This window comes from Nonomuraea sp. NPDC005501, assembly GCF_040605905.1.
Classification (GTDB): Bacteria; Actinomycetota; Actinomycetes; order Streptosporangiales; family Streptosporangiaceae; genus Nonomuraea.
The window spans coordinates 26,948-43,461 of record NZ_JBEXDT010000066.1 but is presented as its reverse complement, the minus strand read 5'-3'; the positions used below and the strand labels follow the sequence as shown (position 1 = coordinate 43,461).

11 protein-coding genes are annotated in these 16,514 nt (G+C 72.4%); 6 read left to right on the top strand and 5 right to left on the bottom strand.

From position 1 onward, the window contains the following. Window positions 1-29: 29 nt before the first annotated feature. Entirely contained in the window at window positions 30-602 is a 573-nt protein-coding gene (locus tag ABZS51_RS28105; RefSeq protein ID WP_355446950.1) for a hypothetical protein, read from the bottom strand. 675 nt (window positions 603-1,277) lie between these two features. Here ABZS51_RS28105 and ABZS51_RS28100 point away from each other — a divergent pair. Then, window positions 1,278-1,556: a hypothetical protein gene (locus ABZS51_RS28100; RefSeq protein WP_355446947.1), complete on the top strand. Its 279-nt coding sequence runs from the start codon at window positions 1,278-1,280 to the stop codon at window positions 1,554-1,556. 7 nt (window positions 1,557-1,563) lie between these two features. Here the strand turns inward: ABZS51_RS28100 and miaB are convergent, their stop codons facing one another. After that, window positions 1,564-3,060: a tRNA (N6-isopentenyl adenosine(37)-C2)-methylthiotransferase MiaB gene (gene miaB, locus ABZS51_RS28095; RefSeq protein WP_355446944.1), complete on the bottom strand. Its 1,497-nt coding sequence runs from the start codon at window positions 3,058-3,060 to the stop codon at window positions 1,564-1,566. Window positions 3,061-3,223: 163 nt separating this feature from the next. On the opposite strand from miaB, the gene ABZS51_RS28090 reads away from it, so the two are divergent. The 5 genes from ABZS51_RS28090 (at window position 3,224) to ABZS51_RS28070 (ending at window position 8,367) form a co-directional block, all read left to right on the top strand. Continuing rightward, the gene (locus ABZS51_RS28090; protein ID WP_355446998.1) at window positions 3,224-3,952 is read left to right on the top strand and encodes an amino acid ABC transporter ATP-binding protein; all 729 of its coding nucleotides are present in this window, start codon (window positions 3,224-3,226) and stop codon (window positions 3,950-3,952) included. An 18-nt stretch (window positions 3,953-3,970) separates the two neighbouring features. Beyond that, window positions 3,971-4,831 carry a glutamate ABC transporter substrate-binding protein gene (locus ABZS51_RS28085; RefSeq protein ID WP_355446941.1) on the top strand — a complete coding sequence of 287 codons (861 nt, stop codon included), beginning with the start codon at window positions 3,971-3,973 and terminating at the stop codon, window positions 4,829-4,831. A gap of 61 nt (window positions 4,832-4,892) precedes the next feature. Then, a complete protein-coding gene (locus ABZS51_RS28080) occupies window positions 4,893-5,561 on the top strand; it encodes an amino acid ABC transporter permease (protein WP_355446938.1) in 669 nt (222 codons plus the stop codon). Further along, complete coding sequence (locus ABZS51_RS28075) at window positions 5,558-6,457, top strand: amino acid ABC transporter permease (RefSeq protein WP_355446935.1); 900 nt, start codon at window positions 5,558-5,560, stop codon at window positions 6,455-6,457. Before ABZS51_RS28080 ends, ABZS51_RS28075 begins: the two co-directional genes overlap by 4 nt. A gap of 83 nt (window positions 6,458-6,540) precedes the next feature. After that, window positions 6,541-8,367: a prolyl oligopeptidase family serine peptidase gene (locus tag ABZS51_RS28070; protein WP_355446932.1), complete on the top strand. Its 1,827-nt coding sequence runs from the start codon at window positions 6,541-6,543 to the stop codon at window positions 8,365-8,367. A gap of 12 nt (window positions 8,368-8,379) precedes the next feature. Here the strand turns inward: ABZS51_RS28070 and ABZS51_RS28065 are convergent, their stop codons facing one another. The 3 genes from ABZS51_RS28065 to ABZS51_RS28055 form a co-directional block, all read right to left on the bottom strand. Continuing rightward, entirely contained in the window at window positions 8,380-9,180 is an 801-nt protein-coding gene (locus tag ABZS51_RS28065; RefSeq protein ID WP_355446929.1) for an SDR family oxidoreductase, read from the bottom strand. A 221-nt stretch (window positions 9,181-9,401) separates the two neighbouring features. After that, a complete protein-coding gene (gene rny / locus ABZS51_RS28060; RefSeq protein WP_310710460.1) occupies window positions 9,402-11,018 on the bottom strand; it encodes a ribonuclease Y in 1,617 nt (538 codons plus the stop codon). A 564-nt stretch (window positions 11,019-11,582) separates the two neighbouring features. Then, window positions 11,583-16,448 carry a DEAD/DEAH box helicase gene (locus tag ABZS51_RS28055; protein WP_355446926.1) on the bottom strand — a complete coding sequence of 1,622 codons (4,866 nt, stop codon included), beginning with the start codon at window positions 16,446-16,448 and terminating at the stop codon, window positions 11,583-11,585. Between the last annotated feature and the right edge of the window lie 66 nt (window positions 16,449-16,514).

Here is a 16,514-nt window from a genome sequence, read left to right as displayed (position 1 = left end):
GGGCCGAACCAGTTCGGGGAGGGGAAGCGTCAGCAGCCGCTCGTGGCGCACTGGCCCGCGACCTGACCGGCCGGGCCGTCCGCGGCGCCGTCGGAGGGGTCGGCCGGCTGGTTCTGCACCGGCTTGGCCGGCGAGTCCGTGGGCTTCTTCGCCGAACCCGTGGCCGTCTTGCTGTCCTTGCTGTCCTTGCCGGCCGCGCCCGTGTCCGTCGTACCGGAGTCGATGCCGGAGTCGGCGCCGGGGTCCGCGGCCGAGTCGGTGCCGGTGGTGGCGGTGTCCGCGTCCGCGTCCGCGGCCGTGCCCCCGTCGCCGGGGTCGTCCGTGACCGCGTCGCCCATGGAGGCTTCCTCGTCGCCCGCCAGGCCGGCGTCGGCTTCCGGGGAGCCCTTCTGGGCGGGCCCGCTCTGCTGCGTGGCCGGTGAGCCGCCGCCCGCGAGGGCGAACCCGACGCCGCCCGCCCCGAGCACCGCCACGAGAGCGGACGCGGCGATGAGGATGGTCTTGCGGCTCCTACGGGTGGTACGAGCAGACCTGGGCGGTCTGGGGTCGTCGCCCGGTCCTGCGAGGATCTCCTGGCGATCCGGCTCGTTCGGATCTTGCATGGCGCCACAACTCCCTGCGGTCGTATCGGGAAAGCTCGCCGGCTTCCGCGGGTGATGGACCACACTAGCGGCATCAGTGGAATGCTCGCGCACCATTCACAGCATCAATCACAAAGGAATCACGACTTGTCCCGCCTTGAGTGCATTCGCGCAGGTAGTCAGGACCGGATGGCGCCGGCGGCGAGTGTGGCCGGAGTGCTCATGATCGCCGGAATGGGGGTTCTGCTGGCATTCATCGGCACGCCACGGCCCGTCCAGAAAAGCGCATCGTCAAATGATCAGAAAAGCCGGCTTACCGCTGTCTCCAGCATTCCGGCGCCTCCCCGGGCCCGCGCGCCGAGGCCCGGCGGCTGGCCGACGGACTGGGCGAACGGCTGGGCGAACGGCTGGGGGAACGGCCGGCCGGAACAGGCGCCCGGCCCCACCCCGGCGCTCGCCCGGGCCCCGGGTCCTCTGGACCCGGACAGCTGGCTCGAACCCGTCCGTCCGCCGGCCCGACACCGGGACCGGGCACCGCAGCCGCAACCGCAGCCGCCCATGCTGGGACTCCCGCCGGTGATGTCCCCCTGGGTCACGCCGGCGCAGTCCCCCCGGCAGCCCGCTCCCGCCCCCCGTCCGGGGACCGCCCTCCCCGAGGCCCTGGACAGTCGCCAGGAGACCGCCCCATCCGGGCCGGTGCCGTCCCCGTCTCCGCAGACGGACGACTCGCAAGGCGAGACCTCGACGCCCGCGGCGCGGGTGGCCGCGTCGCCCGCTCCGGCCGCGCCCCCACACCCCCGTACGCTTCCCGCGCCCGCCGAGCCGGACGTCCCGGCCGGGCCCGCCGAGCGCCGCCGGCAGGAGCCGGAAACGGCGAGCGCCGTCACCGGCGACCCGCTTCCCGCGCCGGACCCGTGCGCCACCTTCCCCGACTTCCGCCGGGACTACTGCTACCGCCTCCTCGGCGGCCGGTGACCCCGGCTCAGGCCGGGCAGCCCCCGACGGAGGCGGCCGGCGCGACGGCCGGGCGCCCGATGGACGGCATGCCCAGCATGACGCCCTTGGCGGCCTCCGCCGCCGCGCCCTGGCGGGCCTCCCACGCGTCGCCGGCCCGGGTGCGGCGCAGGCCGAGGACCGCGCCGTCGGCCACCAGGTGGTGCGGCGCGGCGTAGGTGACCTCGACCGTCACCATGTCGCCCGGCCGCGGCGTCTCCTCGCCGGCCGCGAAGTGGACCAGCCGGTTGTCGGGGGCGCGGCCGGACAGCCGCCGGGTGGCGTCGTCCTTGCGGCCCTCGCCCTCGGCGACCAGCACCTCCAGTGTCCGGCCGACCTGCTTCCTGTTCTCCTCCCAGGAGATCTCCTCCTGCAGCGCGACGAGCCGCTCGTAGCGCTCCTGGACGACCTCCTTCGGGATCTGGTCGTCCATGGTCGCCGCCGGGGTGCCGGGGCGGATGGAGTACTGGAAGGTGAAGGCGTTGGCGAAGCGGCTCTGCCGTACGACGTCGAGGGTGGCCTGGAAGTCCTCCTCCGTCTCGCCGGGGAAGCCGACGATGATGTCGGTGGAGATGGCCGCGTCCGGCATGGCGGCGCGGACCCGCTCGATGATGCCGAGGTAGCGCTCGGCGCGGTAGGAGCGGCGCATCGCCTTCAGGACCCGGTCGGAGCCGGACTGGAGCGGCATGTGGAGCTGGTGCATGACGTTGGGCGTCTCGGCCATGGCGGCGATGACGTCGTCGGTGAACGCGGCCGGGTGCGGGGAGGTGAAGCGGACCCGCTCCAGCCCGTCGATCGTGCCGCAGGCCCGCAGCAGCTTGCCGAACGCCAGCCGGTCGCCGAACTCGACGCCGTAGGTGTTGACGTTCTGGCCGAGCAGCGTGACCTCCAGCACCCCCTGCCCGACCAGGGTCTCGACCTCCGCGAGGACGTCGCCGGGACGCCGGTCCTTCTCCTTGCCGCGCAGCGACGGCACGATGCAGAAGGTGCACGTGTTGTTGCAGCCGACGGAGATGGCCACCCAGGCGGCGTAGGCCGACTCGCGCTTGGTGGGCAGCGTCGAGGGGAAGACCTCCAGCGACTCCTTCAGCTCCACCTGCGCCTCGTCGGCGACGCGGGCGCGCTCCAGCAGCACCGGCAGCGAGCCGATGTTGTGGGTGCCGAACACCACGTCCACCCAGGGCGCCTTGCGGACGATCTCGCCCTGGTCCTTCTGCGCGAGGCAGCCGCCCACGGCGATCTGCATGCGCGGGTTGGCGACCTTGGCGGGGCGGAGATGGCCGAGGTTGCCGTACAGGCGGTTGTCGGCGTTCTCGCGGACGGCGCACGTGTTGAACACGACCACGTCGGCGCTGTCGCCGTCGGCCGCGCGCACGTAGCCCGCGTCCTCCAGCAGGCCCGAGAGCCGCTCGGAGTCGTGCACGTTCATCTGGCACCCGTACGTGCGGACCTCGTACGTGCGGGGGCTCTCGTGGGTCACAGTCATGGCGGGTTCTAGGGTAGTCGTTGTGGGGCCACCAGATACCGAACGGGGCCAAAAGTCCAGCTCGACGGCATGATGTGATCGGATCGGTACCACCTGGTTAGTGCGCAGCGTCCTAACGCACCCTAGGTTTTGACCCATGACGGAGAACGGGGACGTCACTCCACTGGTCAAGTTGGAGAACGTCGACAAGCACTTCGGGACGTTGCACGTCCTGAGGGACATCAACCTGACCGTCTCCCGTGGCGAGGTCCTCGTGGTGATCGGCCCGTCGGGTAGCGGTAAGTCAACGCTCTGCCGGGCGATGAACCGGCTGGAGACGATAGACAGCGGACAGATCATCTTCGACGGTCAGCCCCTGCCGGCCGAGGGCAAGGCGCTGGCCCGCCTTCGCTCCGAGGTCGGCATGGTGTTCCAGTCGTTCAATCTCTTCGCGCACAAGACCATCCGCGAGAACGTCACCCTGGGGCCGCTCAAGGTCCGCAAGGTGGCCAAGGACGCGGCGGACAAGCGCGCGATGGAGCTGCTGGAGCGCGTCGGGATCGCGGCCCAGGCGGACAAGTACCCCGCGCAGCTGTCCGGCGGGCAGCAGCAACGGGTGGCGATCGCCAGGGCGCTGGCGATGGACCCGAAGATGATCCTGTTCGACGAGCCGACCTCCGCTCTGGACCCGGAGATGGTCCAGGAGGTGCTCGACGTCATGGTCGGGCTGGCACGTGACGGGATGACGATGGTGGTCGTCACGCATGAGATGGGGTTCGCCCGCAAGGCCGCCAACCGGGTGGTGTTCATGGCCGACGGGCAGATCGTGGAGGAGAACACCCCGGACGAGTTCTTCACCAACGCGCAGACCGACCGAGCGCGTGACTTCCTGTCGAAGATTCTCACGCACTGACTATTGAGGTGGGTACACATGCACATGCGTCGAACCGGAGCGGTGCTCTCGCTTGCAGCCATGGTGGGCGGTCTGGCCGCCTGTGGAGGCGGTGACAAGAGCTACGCCAGCCTGGCGGACAAGGTCAAGGACGGCGGGACGGTCGTCGTCGGCACCAAGTGGGACCAGCCGAGCCTGGGCTTGAAGAAGGGCGCCGAGCCCGAGGGCTTCGACGTCGACGTGGCCAAGGCCGTGCTCAAGGAGCTGGCCGGTGGCAAGGATGTCAAGGTCACGTGGAAGGAGTCGGCGTCGTCCAACCGCGAGCCGTTCCTGGCCAACGGCACCGTTGACCTCGTGGTCGCCACGTACTCCATCACGGAGGAGCGCAAGAAGAAGGTCACCTTCGGCGGGCCGTACGTCATCGCCCACCAGGACGTGATGGTGCGCAAGGACGACACCTCGATCAACACGCCCCAGGACCTCAAGGGCAAGAAGATCTGCAAGGCCGCGGGCTCCAACTCCTACAAGCGGATCACCGACCCGCCGCCGGACGGCCAGCTCGACCTCGACGCGACGACGGTCGATGCCGCCAACTACTCCGAGTGCGTGCAGAAGCTGGGCGGCAGCAACCTCGACGCGGTCACCACCGACGACCTGATCCTGGCGGGCTTCGCCAAGCAGGCGGGCGGCAACTTCAAGGTGCTGGGCCAGGGCTTCACGGACGAGAAGTACGGCATCGGCCTGAAGAAGGGCGACACCAAGACCTGTGAGGCCGTCAACACCGCGGTGAAGAAGCTGTGGGACGACGGCACCATGAAGCAGCTGCTGCAGAAGTGGTTCGGCGGCATCGAGGGTCTGAAGCTGTCCGAGACCGCGCCGCCGGCCGAGGGTTGCGCCTAGTCACGTCCGAGGCGGCGGCCGGCACCACACCGGCCGCCGCCGTCCTATGCGGTGGAGCACGATGGACGAACTGATCACATACGCGCCCCAGCTAGCCGAGGGGTTCCTGGAGAACGTCAAGCTCGCGCTCGTGGGGCTGGTCGTCTCCGTCATCCTCGGCACGGTCCTGGTGGCGATGCGCGTCTCGCCGACACCGGTCCTGCGCGTGGCGGCGACGGTGTACGTCAACGTGGTGCGCAACACCCCGCTGACGCTGGTGCTGGCCTTCTCGGCGCTCGGCCTGAGCGACCAGCTCGGGCTGGTCTTCTCGGACGTGCCGCGGACCAACTCCTTCTGGATCGTGGCGCTGGGCCTTTCGGCCTACACCGCGGCCTTCGTCTGTGAGGCGCTGCGCGCCGGCATCAACACGGTGCCGATGGGGCAGGCCGAGGCTGCCCGCGCGGTCGGGCTGACCTTCTTCCAGACCCTGACCATGATCATCCTGCCGCAGGCGTTCCGGGCGGTCATCGCCCCGCTGGGCAGCGTGATCATCGCCATGATCAAGAACACGACGGTCGCGACCGCCGGCGGTTACCTCGCCGATGTCGCGGCCAACATGAAGGAGGTCTTCGACACGACCGGCGCCTCCATCCCGATCTTCCTCGGCGTGGTCGCGGCCTTCATGGTCCTGATCCTGCCGATCGGCTACTTCACCGGGTGGCTGTCCCGGAGGCTGGCGGTGGTCCGATGAGCACGGCCGTCCTGTTCGACACGCCCGGCCCGCGCGCCAGGGTGCGCAACCACCTGCTCACGGTCGTCAGCGTCGTGCTGGTGGCCGCCGCGCTCTACGGCGTCTACCGCGGCTTCGACGCCAAGGGCCAGTGGGAAGGCAAGATCTGGGAGCCGTTCCTCCAGGCCTCGACCTGGCAGGAGTTCATCATCCCGGGCCTGATCGGCACGCTGAAGGCCGCGGCGGCGGCCGCGGTGCTGGCGATGCTGTTCGGCGCGGTGTTCGGCCTGGCCAGGCTGTCCGACCACGCCTGGATCCGCGTACCGGCGGGCCTGGTCGTGGAGGTCTTCCGCGCCATCCCGCTGCTGCTGCTGATCTTCTTCATCTTCTACCTGGCGCCCAACGTGATGGGCGGCGGTGACTACGCCTTCTTCGCGGTGGTGCTCGGCCTGACCCTCTACAACGGCTCGGTGCTGGCCGAGGTGGTCCGGGCCGGCGTGCTGTCGGTGGCGAGGGGGCAGTCGGAGGCGGCCTACGCCATCGGCATGCGCAAGAACCAGGTGATGCGGATGGTGCTGCTGCCGCAGGCCGTCACCGCGATGATGCCGGCGATCGTCAGCCAGCTCGTGGTCCTGCTCAAGGACACCGCGCTCGGCTACATCATCGCCTACGTCGACCTGCTCAACACCGGCTTCAAGATCCTGCCCGCGGTGTTCTTCGGGTCGCTGATCCCGGCCGCCATCGTCATCGGGATCATCTACGTGGCGCTCAACATGTCGCTGAGCTACCTGGCGAACTTGCTGGAGCGGCGCACGCGGCGCAGCCGCAAGCTGACGACCGGCCCGGTCGAGCCGCCCAGCGCGATGGCCGGCGCGCCCGCCGGTGGCGGTGGCGGTGGCGGGGTCATCATCGACTGATCACTCCGGCAGCACGGGTAAGGGCGGTCACCTGGTCGGGTGACCGCCCTTCACTGTCTCTGATCTTCCGGCAGGATGCCCCTATGCCCTTCTGGCGCTCCCCCATCTCCACGACCGACGTCGCCCGGTCCGGGCTCCGGCCGGCCTGGCCCGCCGCGCGGGACGGGCAGGTGTGGTGGACGGAGGACCGGCCGGACGAGGGCGGCCGGACGACGATCGTGCGCCGCGCCGCCGACGGCACGCGCCGCGAGCTGCTGGCCGCGCCGTGGTGCGCGCGCACCCGGGTCCACGAGTACGGCGGCCGGCCCTACACGGTGACGCCCGCCGGCGAGGTGGTCTTCTGCAACCTCGCCGACCAGCGCCTCTACCTCGGCCATGACGACCCCGTGCCGCTCACCCCGGCGGACGACGGCTCCCGCTACGCCGACCTGCTGGTCCGCGACGGCCGCGTGTGGTGCGTGCGCGAGCGCCACCACGACGGCAAGGTGACGCGCGCCGTCGTCTCGTTCCCCCTCGACCGGCCCGGCGATCCGCGCGAGCACGTCACCGGCGCCGACTTCTACGCCTTCCCCACCCTCTCCCCCGACGGGCGGCACCTGGCCTGCGTTTGCTGGAGCCATCCCCGCATGCCGTGGCACGGCACCGAGCTGCGCGTCACCCGCCTGGCCGACGGCGTCTCGTGGACGGTCGCGGGCGGGCCGTCCGAGTCGGTCCTGGCGCCCCAGTGGAAGGACGACGGCCACCTCTACCTGGTCTCCGAGCGCTCCGGCTGGTGGAATTTGCACGAGGTCCCCGTGGCCGGCGGCCCCTGCCGGGCGCTGTACCCGGCCGAGGAGGAGTTCGCCGGGCCGCTGTGGCGGCTGGGCGGCCTGCCGTACGGCGTGCTGGGGGACGGGCGGCTCGCGGTGCTGCACGGGCGCGGCGACCTGCGGCTGGGTGTGCTCGACCCGGGGTCCGGGCTGCTGCGCGACCTGGACGTCCCCTGCAAGGGGTGGGACCCGGCGCTGGCCGTGGACGGCGGGGATCTGGTCGGGGTCGGGTACGGTCCCACGGCGCCGCGGACCGTCCTGCGGGTGGACACGGCGACGGGGAAGGCCGAGACGCTGGCCCGCGACGCCGGGAGGCTGCCGGACCGCGCCTTGCTGCCGTCGCCGCGGGCGGTGGAGCTGCCCGGCCGCGACGGCCGCCGCGTCCAGGCCCACCTCTACCCGCCCACCGCGGGCGAGCCCGGCACGCTCCCGCCGTACGTGGTCTTCGTGCACGGCGGGCCGACCGCGCACGCCGGGACCGCGCTCGACCTGGAGAAGGCCCTGCTCACCTCGCGCGGCATCGGCGTCCTCGACGTGGACTACGGCGGCTCCACCGGCTACGGCCGGGCCTACCGCGAGCTGCTGCGGGGCCGGTGGGGCGTGGTGGACGTGGAGGACGTCGTCGCGGCGGCCGAGTGGCTGGCGAGCGAGGTCCTGGCCGACCCCGGCCGGGTCGCGGTGCGGGGCCGCAGCGCGGGCGGCTGGACCGTGATGGCGGCCTGCTGCCGGTCCGGCGTGTTCGCGGGCGGGGTGTCCTACTACGGCATCAGCGCGCTCGCCCCGCTCAACGCCCACACCCATGACTTCGAGTCGCGGTACGTGGAGTGGCTGGTCGGCCCGGAGGACCCGGAGCTGTACGCCCAACGGGAGCCGCTGGCCCTGGTCGGCGGGGTGAGCTGCCCCATGCTGCTCCTCCAGGGGCTCGACGATCCGGCCGTGCCGCCCGAGCAGTCGGAGGCGTTCGCCGACGCCCTGGCGGAGCGCGGGGTGCCGTGCACGTACCTGGCGTTCGAGGGCGAGTCGCACGGGTTCCGCCGCACCGAGACCGTCGCGACCGCCCTCGCCGCCGAGCTGGCCTTCTACCAGCAGATCTTCAGCTGACGCGAAGCGCCGTCAGCCCTTGCGCCACTCCCCCGACCCGAGCGCGCCCGCCGCCTGCGGCCCCATGAGGCCGAGCCCACCGTCGACGAAGACCGTCGAGCCGGTCACGTACGACGCGGCCGGGCTCGCCAGGAAGGCCACCACGGCGGCAACCTCGTGCGCGTCACCCGGCCGGTTGATCGGGTAGCCGGGCCTGGTGCCGATCTGCGGCGGCAGATCGTCCTGGCCGGTCATGGGCGTGGCGATCTCGCCGGGCGCCACGGTGTTGACCGTGATGCCGTACTCCGACAGCTCCAGGGCCAGGACGCGGCTGAGCATGCGCAGGCCACCCTTGGCCGCGCAGTACGGGCCTGAGCCCACGCGCGGGTACTCCTCGTGGACGCTCGTCACGCTGACGATGCGCCCGCCCCGCCCCGTCCTGGCCATCCGCCGCGCGGCCCGCTGCGAGCACAGGAACGGGCCGTCGAGATCCACCGCCACGACCGACCGCCAGCGCTCGTAGTCCATGTCGATGAGCGGCTCGGAGCTGCCGGTGCCGGCGTTGTTCACCAGCACGCCGAGACCGCCCAGCTCCTCGGCGAGGTCGTCGACGACGGCCGCGGCGCGTTCGGGGTCGGTCAGGTCGTGGCGGCGCACCGCGGCGGCCTTGCCCAGCTCGCGCACCTGCCCGGCGGTGTCCTCGGCGCCGTCGCTGTCGGAGTGGAACGTGATCCCGACGTCGAATCCCTGCTCGGCCAGCATCACAGCGGTGGCCTTGCCGATGCCGGAGTCGGCTCCCGTGATGATCGCGACCCGGTCGTACCCCTCGGTCATGACTCTCCCCTGGTCGGTTGCGGGCTCGTGCCGGGCCCCGCCCGGGTGGCGCGGCTCGCGCGCCGGGCGGCGGCCCTCCGGCCCCCTGCCCGCGACGAGCCCCTCCACCCCTCAGCCCGCTCCATCCTCCTGCCAGGTGGATGCCAGGTCGCTGCCAGGTGGATGCCCGCGGACCCGGACACCGTTGGGGACATGCCGCCCACCACCCACGGGGCGGTGGTTCAGCGGGCGAACTCGGTGGCGCGGGACTCGCGGACCACCGTGATGCGGATCTGGCCCGGGTAGGTCAGCTCCTCCTCGACCTGCTTGGCCACGTCCCTGGCGATCACCTGCGCCTGGATGTCGTCGATCGCGTCCGGCTTGACCATCACCCGGATCTCCCGGCCCGCCTGCATGGCGAACACCTTCTCCACACCCTCGTACGACTGCGCGATCTCCTCCAGCCGCTCCAGCCGCTTGACGTACGCCTCCAGGGACTCGCGGCGCGCGCCGGGGCGGCTGCCGCTGATCGCGTCGGCCGCCTGGGTGAGGACCGCCTCGACCGTGCGGACCTCGACCTCGTTGTGGTGCGCCTCGATGGCGTGGACCACGTCCTCCGACTCGCCGTACCGGCGGGCGATCTCCGCGCCGATCAGCGCGTGGCTGCCCTCCACCTCGTGCGTGAGTGCCTTGCCGATGTCGTGCAGCAGGGCGCAGCGCTTCATCAGCCGCTGGTCGAGCTTGAGCTCGGCGGCCATGATGCCGGCGATGTGCGCCGACTCGATGAGGTGCTTCAGCACGTTCTGGCCGTAGGAGGTGCGGTAGCGGAGCTGGCCGAGCAGCAGCGTCAGCTCCGGGTGCATGTCGGTGATGCCCAGCTCGACCAGCGCGTCCTCACCGGCTCTTGCGCACAGGTCCTGGACCTCGGCGCGGCTGCGCTCGTGCGCCTCCTCGATGCGCTGGGGATGGATGCGGCCGTCGAGGACGAGCTTCTCCAGCGTCAGCCTGGCGGTCTCCCGCCGCACCGGGTCGAAACACGACAGCAGCACCGCTTCGGGGGTGTCGTCGATGATGAGGTTGACGCCGGTCGTGGACTCGAACGCCCGGATGTTGCGGCCCTCGCGGCCGATGATGCGGCCCTTCATCTCGTCGCCCGGCAGGTGCAGCACGCTGACCACGGACTCGGCCGTCTGCTCGGCCGCCACCCGCTGCACCGCCAGGGTGACGATCTTGGTGGCGCGCTTCTCGCCCTCCTTGCGGGCCTGTCCCTCGATCTCCCGGATGATCAGCGCGGCCTCGCGCTTGGCCTGGTTCTCTATCTGCCTGACGAGCTCGGCCTTGGCCTGGTCGGCGGTCAGCCCGGCGACCCGCTCCAGGATGGCCCGCCGCTCCTCCTCGACCTGGAGCAGCTCGGCCCGCCGCTCCGACAGGCGCGCCTCGGCCTCGCCCAGCTTGCGCTGGAGCTCGGACTGCCGCCTGGCCTCCTCGTCCAGGCGCTCCTCGCGCTCGGCCAGGCGGGTCTCGCGGCGTTCGAGGTCGGCCCGCAGCTCCTTCAGCTCGGACTTGAGGATCCGGCCTTCCTCCTCGACCTCGCGCCGCATGCGCGCGGCACTCTCGGCCGCGGCCTCGGACCGGCGCAGGATCTCCTCGGCGTCGGACTCGGCCTTGCCGCGGATCTCACCCGCCTCCTGGCGGGCCTGCTCCAGCTCCTCGTGCACGGCCTCAACCTGCTCGGGGGACGGCTTGGCAGACTGCGGCAGGAGCCCCGAGGTGCGGCGGACCACTATGAGCAGCGCGGCGATCATCCCGAACGTGAGCAGGAGCACCGCCACCGACAGCACCACGACAAGCGGCCCCATGTGCTCCCCGCCCTCCTCGCGTCGTCAACACCCGTAAACGTGGCCACAGAACGCGAGGGGTCACATGCGCGGCGCGGAACGCCGATCGGCGTCGTCACGACGACGGAGGTCTCGCCGAGGCTGTCTCGCCGAGACGAAAGCCAGGCCGAGCTCGGCCGGGCACCGACTGGGACAGCCAGGGCCTCGCCCGCCTCGATGGAACAAGCTCGTTCGTCCGTACTTCACCGGTATGACAATCCGCGCAGCGCGGAGTAACTCCTCACTGCCGTCGAGGTTATGCGTCGGAGAAGTCACGAGCAAGCAAACGGGTTATCAAGCGTGTCTTACGGGATGGCTTCTCGTGATTCGCCCGGATATGGTGCGATCCCGGAAATGGCAGGCGTACGGCAAGCCGCGCCCTGGGCCCGTGCGCGCACGTCCCGGCAGTGCCGGCGGGGCACGGGCGCGTTCTTTCCCCTCCAGTCAATCCCATAAACCCCACAAGTCACATGTGTCCCGGCATTCGCCCCCGACGGGGGCCCAATGGGGCTTACCTGACTGAAAGCCGGAAACCCATTTCGTCCCTCAGGCACGCAGGCGCAGCCCCCGGGGAGTCGGGTGAAAGCCCGCGGCCTCCAGGGCCTCCGCCAACGGCGACTCGGTGATGGAGGCCCCGTCGGCGCGCTCGACGGTCAGCTTGCCGAGGGCGCCGTCGCGCACGGCCAGCGCCAGCGCGTCCACCGCGGGCCGCAGCCGCTCGTCGTCGGTGAACGACAGCAGCGTCTTGCCGCCCCGCTCGACGTACAGCACGAGGAACCCGTCGACGAGCACCACCAGCGCCCCGGCCTTGCGTCCGGGCTTGTGGGCGACGTCGCCGGGGTGCGCCGGCCACGACAGGGCGCCTCCGTAGGGGTTCGCCGGATCGGCCGCCGCGAGCACCACCGCCCGCCGCGTCCCCGCACCACCGGCCGTCCCGGTGGACAGCTCGGCGGGGGGAACGGCCGGGGCGCTCGAGGGCGCCATGGCCCGCATCCGGTCGACGGCCCCGGGCAGCGCGAACTGGGCGCCTCCCAGCCCTTCCACGAAGTAGCCGCGCCGGCATCGGCCGCTCTCCTCGTAGGCGCGCAGCACCTGGTAGACCGGCGAGAACCCGCCGGGCAGCCGCTCGGACGTCACCGCGCCGCGGGTCAGCACCCCGTGGCGTTCGAGCAGTACCTCGGCCTGCGCCTGCGCCCGCTGGGTCGCGTCGCCGGCCGGTGACGGCAACAGCCACCACCGCCCGCCCACGGTCGGCGGCCCGCTCCGGGTGGGCAGCACGGCCCGGCGGCGGCGCGTCGTGGCCGGCCGGTGGGCGGGACGCCCGGAGCCGAGCGTGGCCCGCAGCGGCGCCAGCGTGTCGCCCGACACCCGGCCCGCCCACACGAGGTCCCACAAGGCCGTGGCGAGCGCCGCGTCGTCCAGGGAGCCGAGCCGCTCGGACAGCCCGCGGAAGAACAGCGCCCCTCCCCCGCCGAGCGCCTCCAGCACCTGCTCGTGGACCGGCGTCGTCGTGATCTCGCCCGGCTCCGGCAGCAGCACCGGCGCGGTGTCGGCGAAGTAGAGAGAGACCCATCCGTCGCCGCCCGGCAGCGACCCCTGGCCGGACCAGATCACCTCGCCGGAGGAGGTCAGCTCGTCGAGCAGCGCCGGATGGTAGCCAGGCACCCGCGAAGGGAGGATCAGGGTCTCCAGCGCCGAGGCGGGCACGGCGGCGCCCTGGAGCTGCTCGACGGCGTGGACGAGCGCGTCCATCGCCCGCGCCGCCCCCGCTTGCCTTGCCGGCCCGGCGGTCCCGGAGGAGCCGGTGATGCCGTGCCAGGCCGGCAGGAACAGGGCCAGCGTCTCCGGCGCGACCGGCTCGACCTCCTTGCGCAGCCGGGCCAGCGAGCGGCGCCGCAGCATGCGCAGCACGCCCGCGTCACACCACTCCTCGCCCCGGCCCCCCGGCCTGAACTCGCCGTTGACCACCCGTCCGGACGCCGCCAGCCGGTGCAGCGCGTCGCGCACCACGGCCACGCCCAGCCCGAACCTGGCCGCCGCCGTGCCCGCGTGGAACGGCCCCCTGGTGCGGGCATGGCGCGCCACCAGGTCGGCCAGCGGATCAGCGACCGGCTCCAGGAACGCGTGCGGCACGCCCACCGGCGGCGGCACGCCCAGCGCGTCGCGCATCCGCGCCGCGTCCTCGATGGCCGCCCACTGCTCCTCGCCCGCGACGCGCACCCGGATCGCGCGCCGTGCCCGTTCGAGGTCCTCCAACCAGGCGGGGTCGCCGCCGCGCACGCTCACGTCGGGCGCGAGCAGCGGTCCGTGCGAGCGCAGCAGGTCGGCCAGGTCCTCGGCGTCGCGCAGCGGCCGGTCGAGCCTGGCCAGCTCCCGCTCGGTGTCGGAGATCACGTCCGGGTCGAGCAGCTCACGCAGGTCGGCCTGGCCCAGCAGCTCCGCCAGCAGCGAGGTGTCGAGGGCCAGCGCCTGGGCCCGGCGCTCGGCCAGCGGCGCGTCGCCCTCGTACATGAACGCGCCCACGTAGTGGAACAGCAGCGACGCCGCGAACGGCGACGCCTGCGACGTCTCCACCTCGACCACCCGCACCCGGCGGGCGGCGATGTCGCGCATAAGCCGGACGAGCCCCGGCACGTCGAACACGTCCTGGAGGCACTCGCGCATCGTCTCCAGCACGATCGGGAACGACGCGTACCGCGAGGCCACGCCCAGCAGGTTGGCCGCCCGCTGGCGCTGCTGCCACAGCGGGCTGCGCCGGCCGGGGGTGCGGCGCGGCAGCAGCAGCGCCCGGCCCGCGCACTCCCTGAACCGCGAGGCGAACATCGCCGACCCGCCCAGCTCCTCGGTGACGATCTGCTCGATCTCCTCCGCGTCGAACGCGGCCACGTCGGACGGCGGCTCGGTCAGCGTGTCGGGGATGCGCAGCACGATGCCGTCGTCGGAGTGGACCGCCTGCACGTCGACGCCGTAGCGCTCCTGGAGCCGCCGGTTGATCGCCAGCGCCCAGGGCGCGTGGACCCGCGCGCCGTACGGGGAGTGGATGACCACCCGCCAGTCGCCCAGCTCGTCGTGGAACCGCTCGACCAGGAGCGTGCGGTCGTCGGGCACGTAACCGGTCGCCTCGCGCTGTTCGGCCAGGTAGGACTGGAGGTTGGCGGCGGCGTACTCGTCCAGCCCGGCGGCCCGCGCCCGCTCGGTCGAGCCGTTCGCGGCCTGCTCGCGCAGGAACGCGCCGATGGCCCTGCCCAGCTCGGCCGGGCGGCCCGGGGCGTCGCCGTGCCAGAACGGCAGCTTGCCCGGCTGGCCGGGGGCCGGGGAGACGAGGACCCGGTCGGCCGTGATGTCCTCGATGCGCCACGACGTCGCGCCGAGCACGAACACGTCGCCGACCCGCGACTCGTACACCATCTCCTCGTCCAGCTCGCCGACCCGCGACGCCTTCTCGCCCACCAGGAACACGCCGAACAGCCCGCGGTCGGGGATGGTGCCGCCGTTGGTGACGGCCAGCCGCTGGGCGCCCGGCCGACCGCGCAGGGTGCCCGTCACCCGGTCCCACACGACACGGGGGCGCAGCTCGGCGAACTCCTCGCTCGGGTAGCGGCCGGCCAGCATGTCGAGCGTGGCCTCCAGCGCGGAGCGGGGCAGGGTGGCGTAGGAGGCGGCCCGCTTCACCACGGCCTCCAGCTCGTCCACCGTCCACTCGTCGAGCGATGTCATCGCCACGATCTGCTGGGCGAGGACGTCGAGGGGGTTGCGGGGGTAGCGCAGCTCCTCGATCTCGCCGTTCTTCATGCGCTCGGCCACGACCGCGGTCTGCACGAGGTCGCCGCGGTACTTGGGGAAGATCACACCCTTGGACACGGCGCCCACCTGGTGGCCGGCCCGGCCGATGCGCTGCAGGCCGCTCGCCACGCTGGGCGGCGCCTCGACGCAGGCGACCAGGTCCACGGCGCCCATGTCGATGCCCAGCTCCAGGCTGGAGGTGGCGACCACGGCGGGGAGCCGGCCCGACTTGAGCGCCTCCTCGATCTGCGCCCGCTCCTCCTTGGAGACGGACCCGTGGTGGGCACGGACGATCTCGGTCACCACCCCCTTGCTCGCGCCGGCCTGCGCCATCATCTCCGCGGGACTCCGCCGCACCAGCCGTCCCACGTCGGGACCGTCCGGCGTGCGGGACTGGGGCGTGCCAGGGTCGGACGCGCCGGGGTCGGACGAGCGGGGGCCGGGTGTATCGCCGTCACCGTGGCCGTCGCCGCCGCTGTCACCTTCGCGGTGGGGGTCGGTCTCCCAGATCGACAGGTCGATCGCGTCGGCCGTCCCGGGTCCATGGGCTCGCTCGTACGCCAGCTCGTTGAGGCGTGTGCAGAGGCGCTCGGCCAGCCGCCGGGAGTTGGCGAACACGATCGTCGAGCTGTGCGCCCCGATGAGGTCGAACAGCCGGTCCTCGACATGCGGCCAGATCGAGCGGCTGGCCGGATCGGGCACCGGGTCGTCGCCGTCGCCCCGGCGCGGGCCGCCCTCCAGCTCCGTCATGTCCTCGACCGGGACGACGACCTCCACCTCGATGCGCTTGTCGGAGGGCGGCTGCACCACGGTCGCCGGCCGGGAGCCGCCCAGGAACGCCGCCACCTCGCTGACCGGCCGGACCGTCGCCGACAGGCCGATCCGCTGGGCCGGCCGGTCGAGCAGCGCGTCGAGCCGTTCGAGGCTGAGCGCCAGGTGCGCGCCGCGCTTGGTCGCCGCGACGGCGTGCACCTCGTCGATGATCACCGTGCGCACGTCGCGCAGCGCCTCGCGCGCCTGGCTCGTCAGCAGCAGGAACAGCGACTCGGGCGTCGTGATGAGAATGTCGGACGGCTTGGCCGCGAACCGCCTGCGGTCCTGGGCCGGGGTGTCGCCGGACCGGATGGCCACCGAGATCTCCGGCACGGGCAGGCCCAGCCGCCGGGCCGTCTGCTTGAGCCCGGTCAGGGGTGCGCGGAGGTTGCGCTCGACGTCGACGGCCAGCGCCTTGAGCGGGGAGACGTACAGCACCTTCGTCCCCCCAGAGGCGGCCCTGGCTCCCCCGGCGCCCTTCGTCCTCCCGGAAACACCCCTCCTACCATCGGCCGTCCTGGAGCGCCCGCCCGGCTCGGCCGGCGCGGACGGCTCGGGGCGCTCGACCTGCTCAAGGCGCTCCGACTGCTCGGGGCGCTCGACCTGCTCAAGGTGCTCCGACTGCTCGGCGGCCAGCCGGTCGAGGGACCACAGGAACGCGGCCAGCGTCTTGCCGGAGCCCGTCGGCGCCACGACCAACGTGTTGTCACCACGGGCGATGGACTCCCAGGCCCCCTCCTGCGCCGCCGTGGGCGCGACGAAGGCTCCGGCGAACCACTGCCTGGTCACCTGGCTGAAATGGTCGAGCGAGCTCACCTGCCCATAGTGCCTCGCCGTACCGACAGAAAACGCATTGTGGCGGCCCCTGGTGATTGAGCGGGC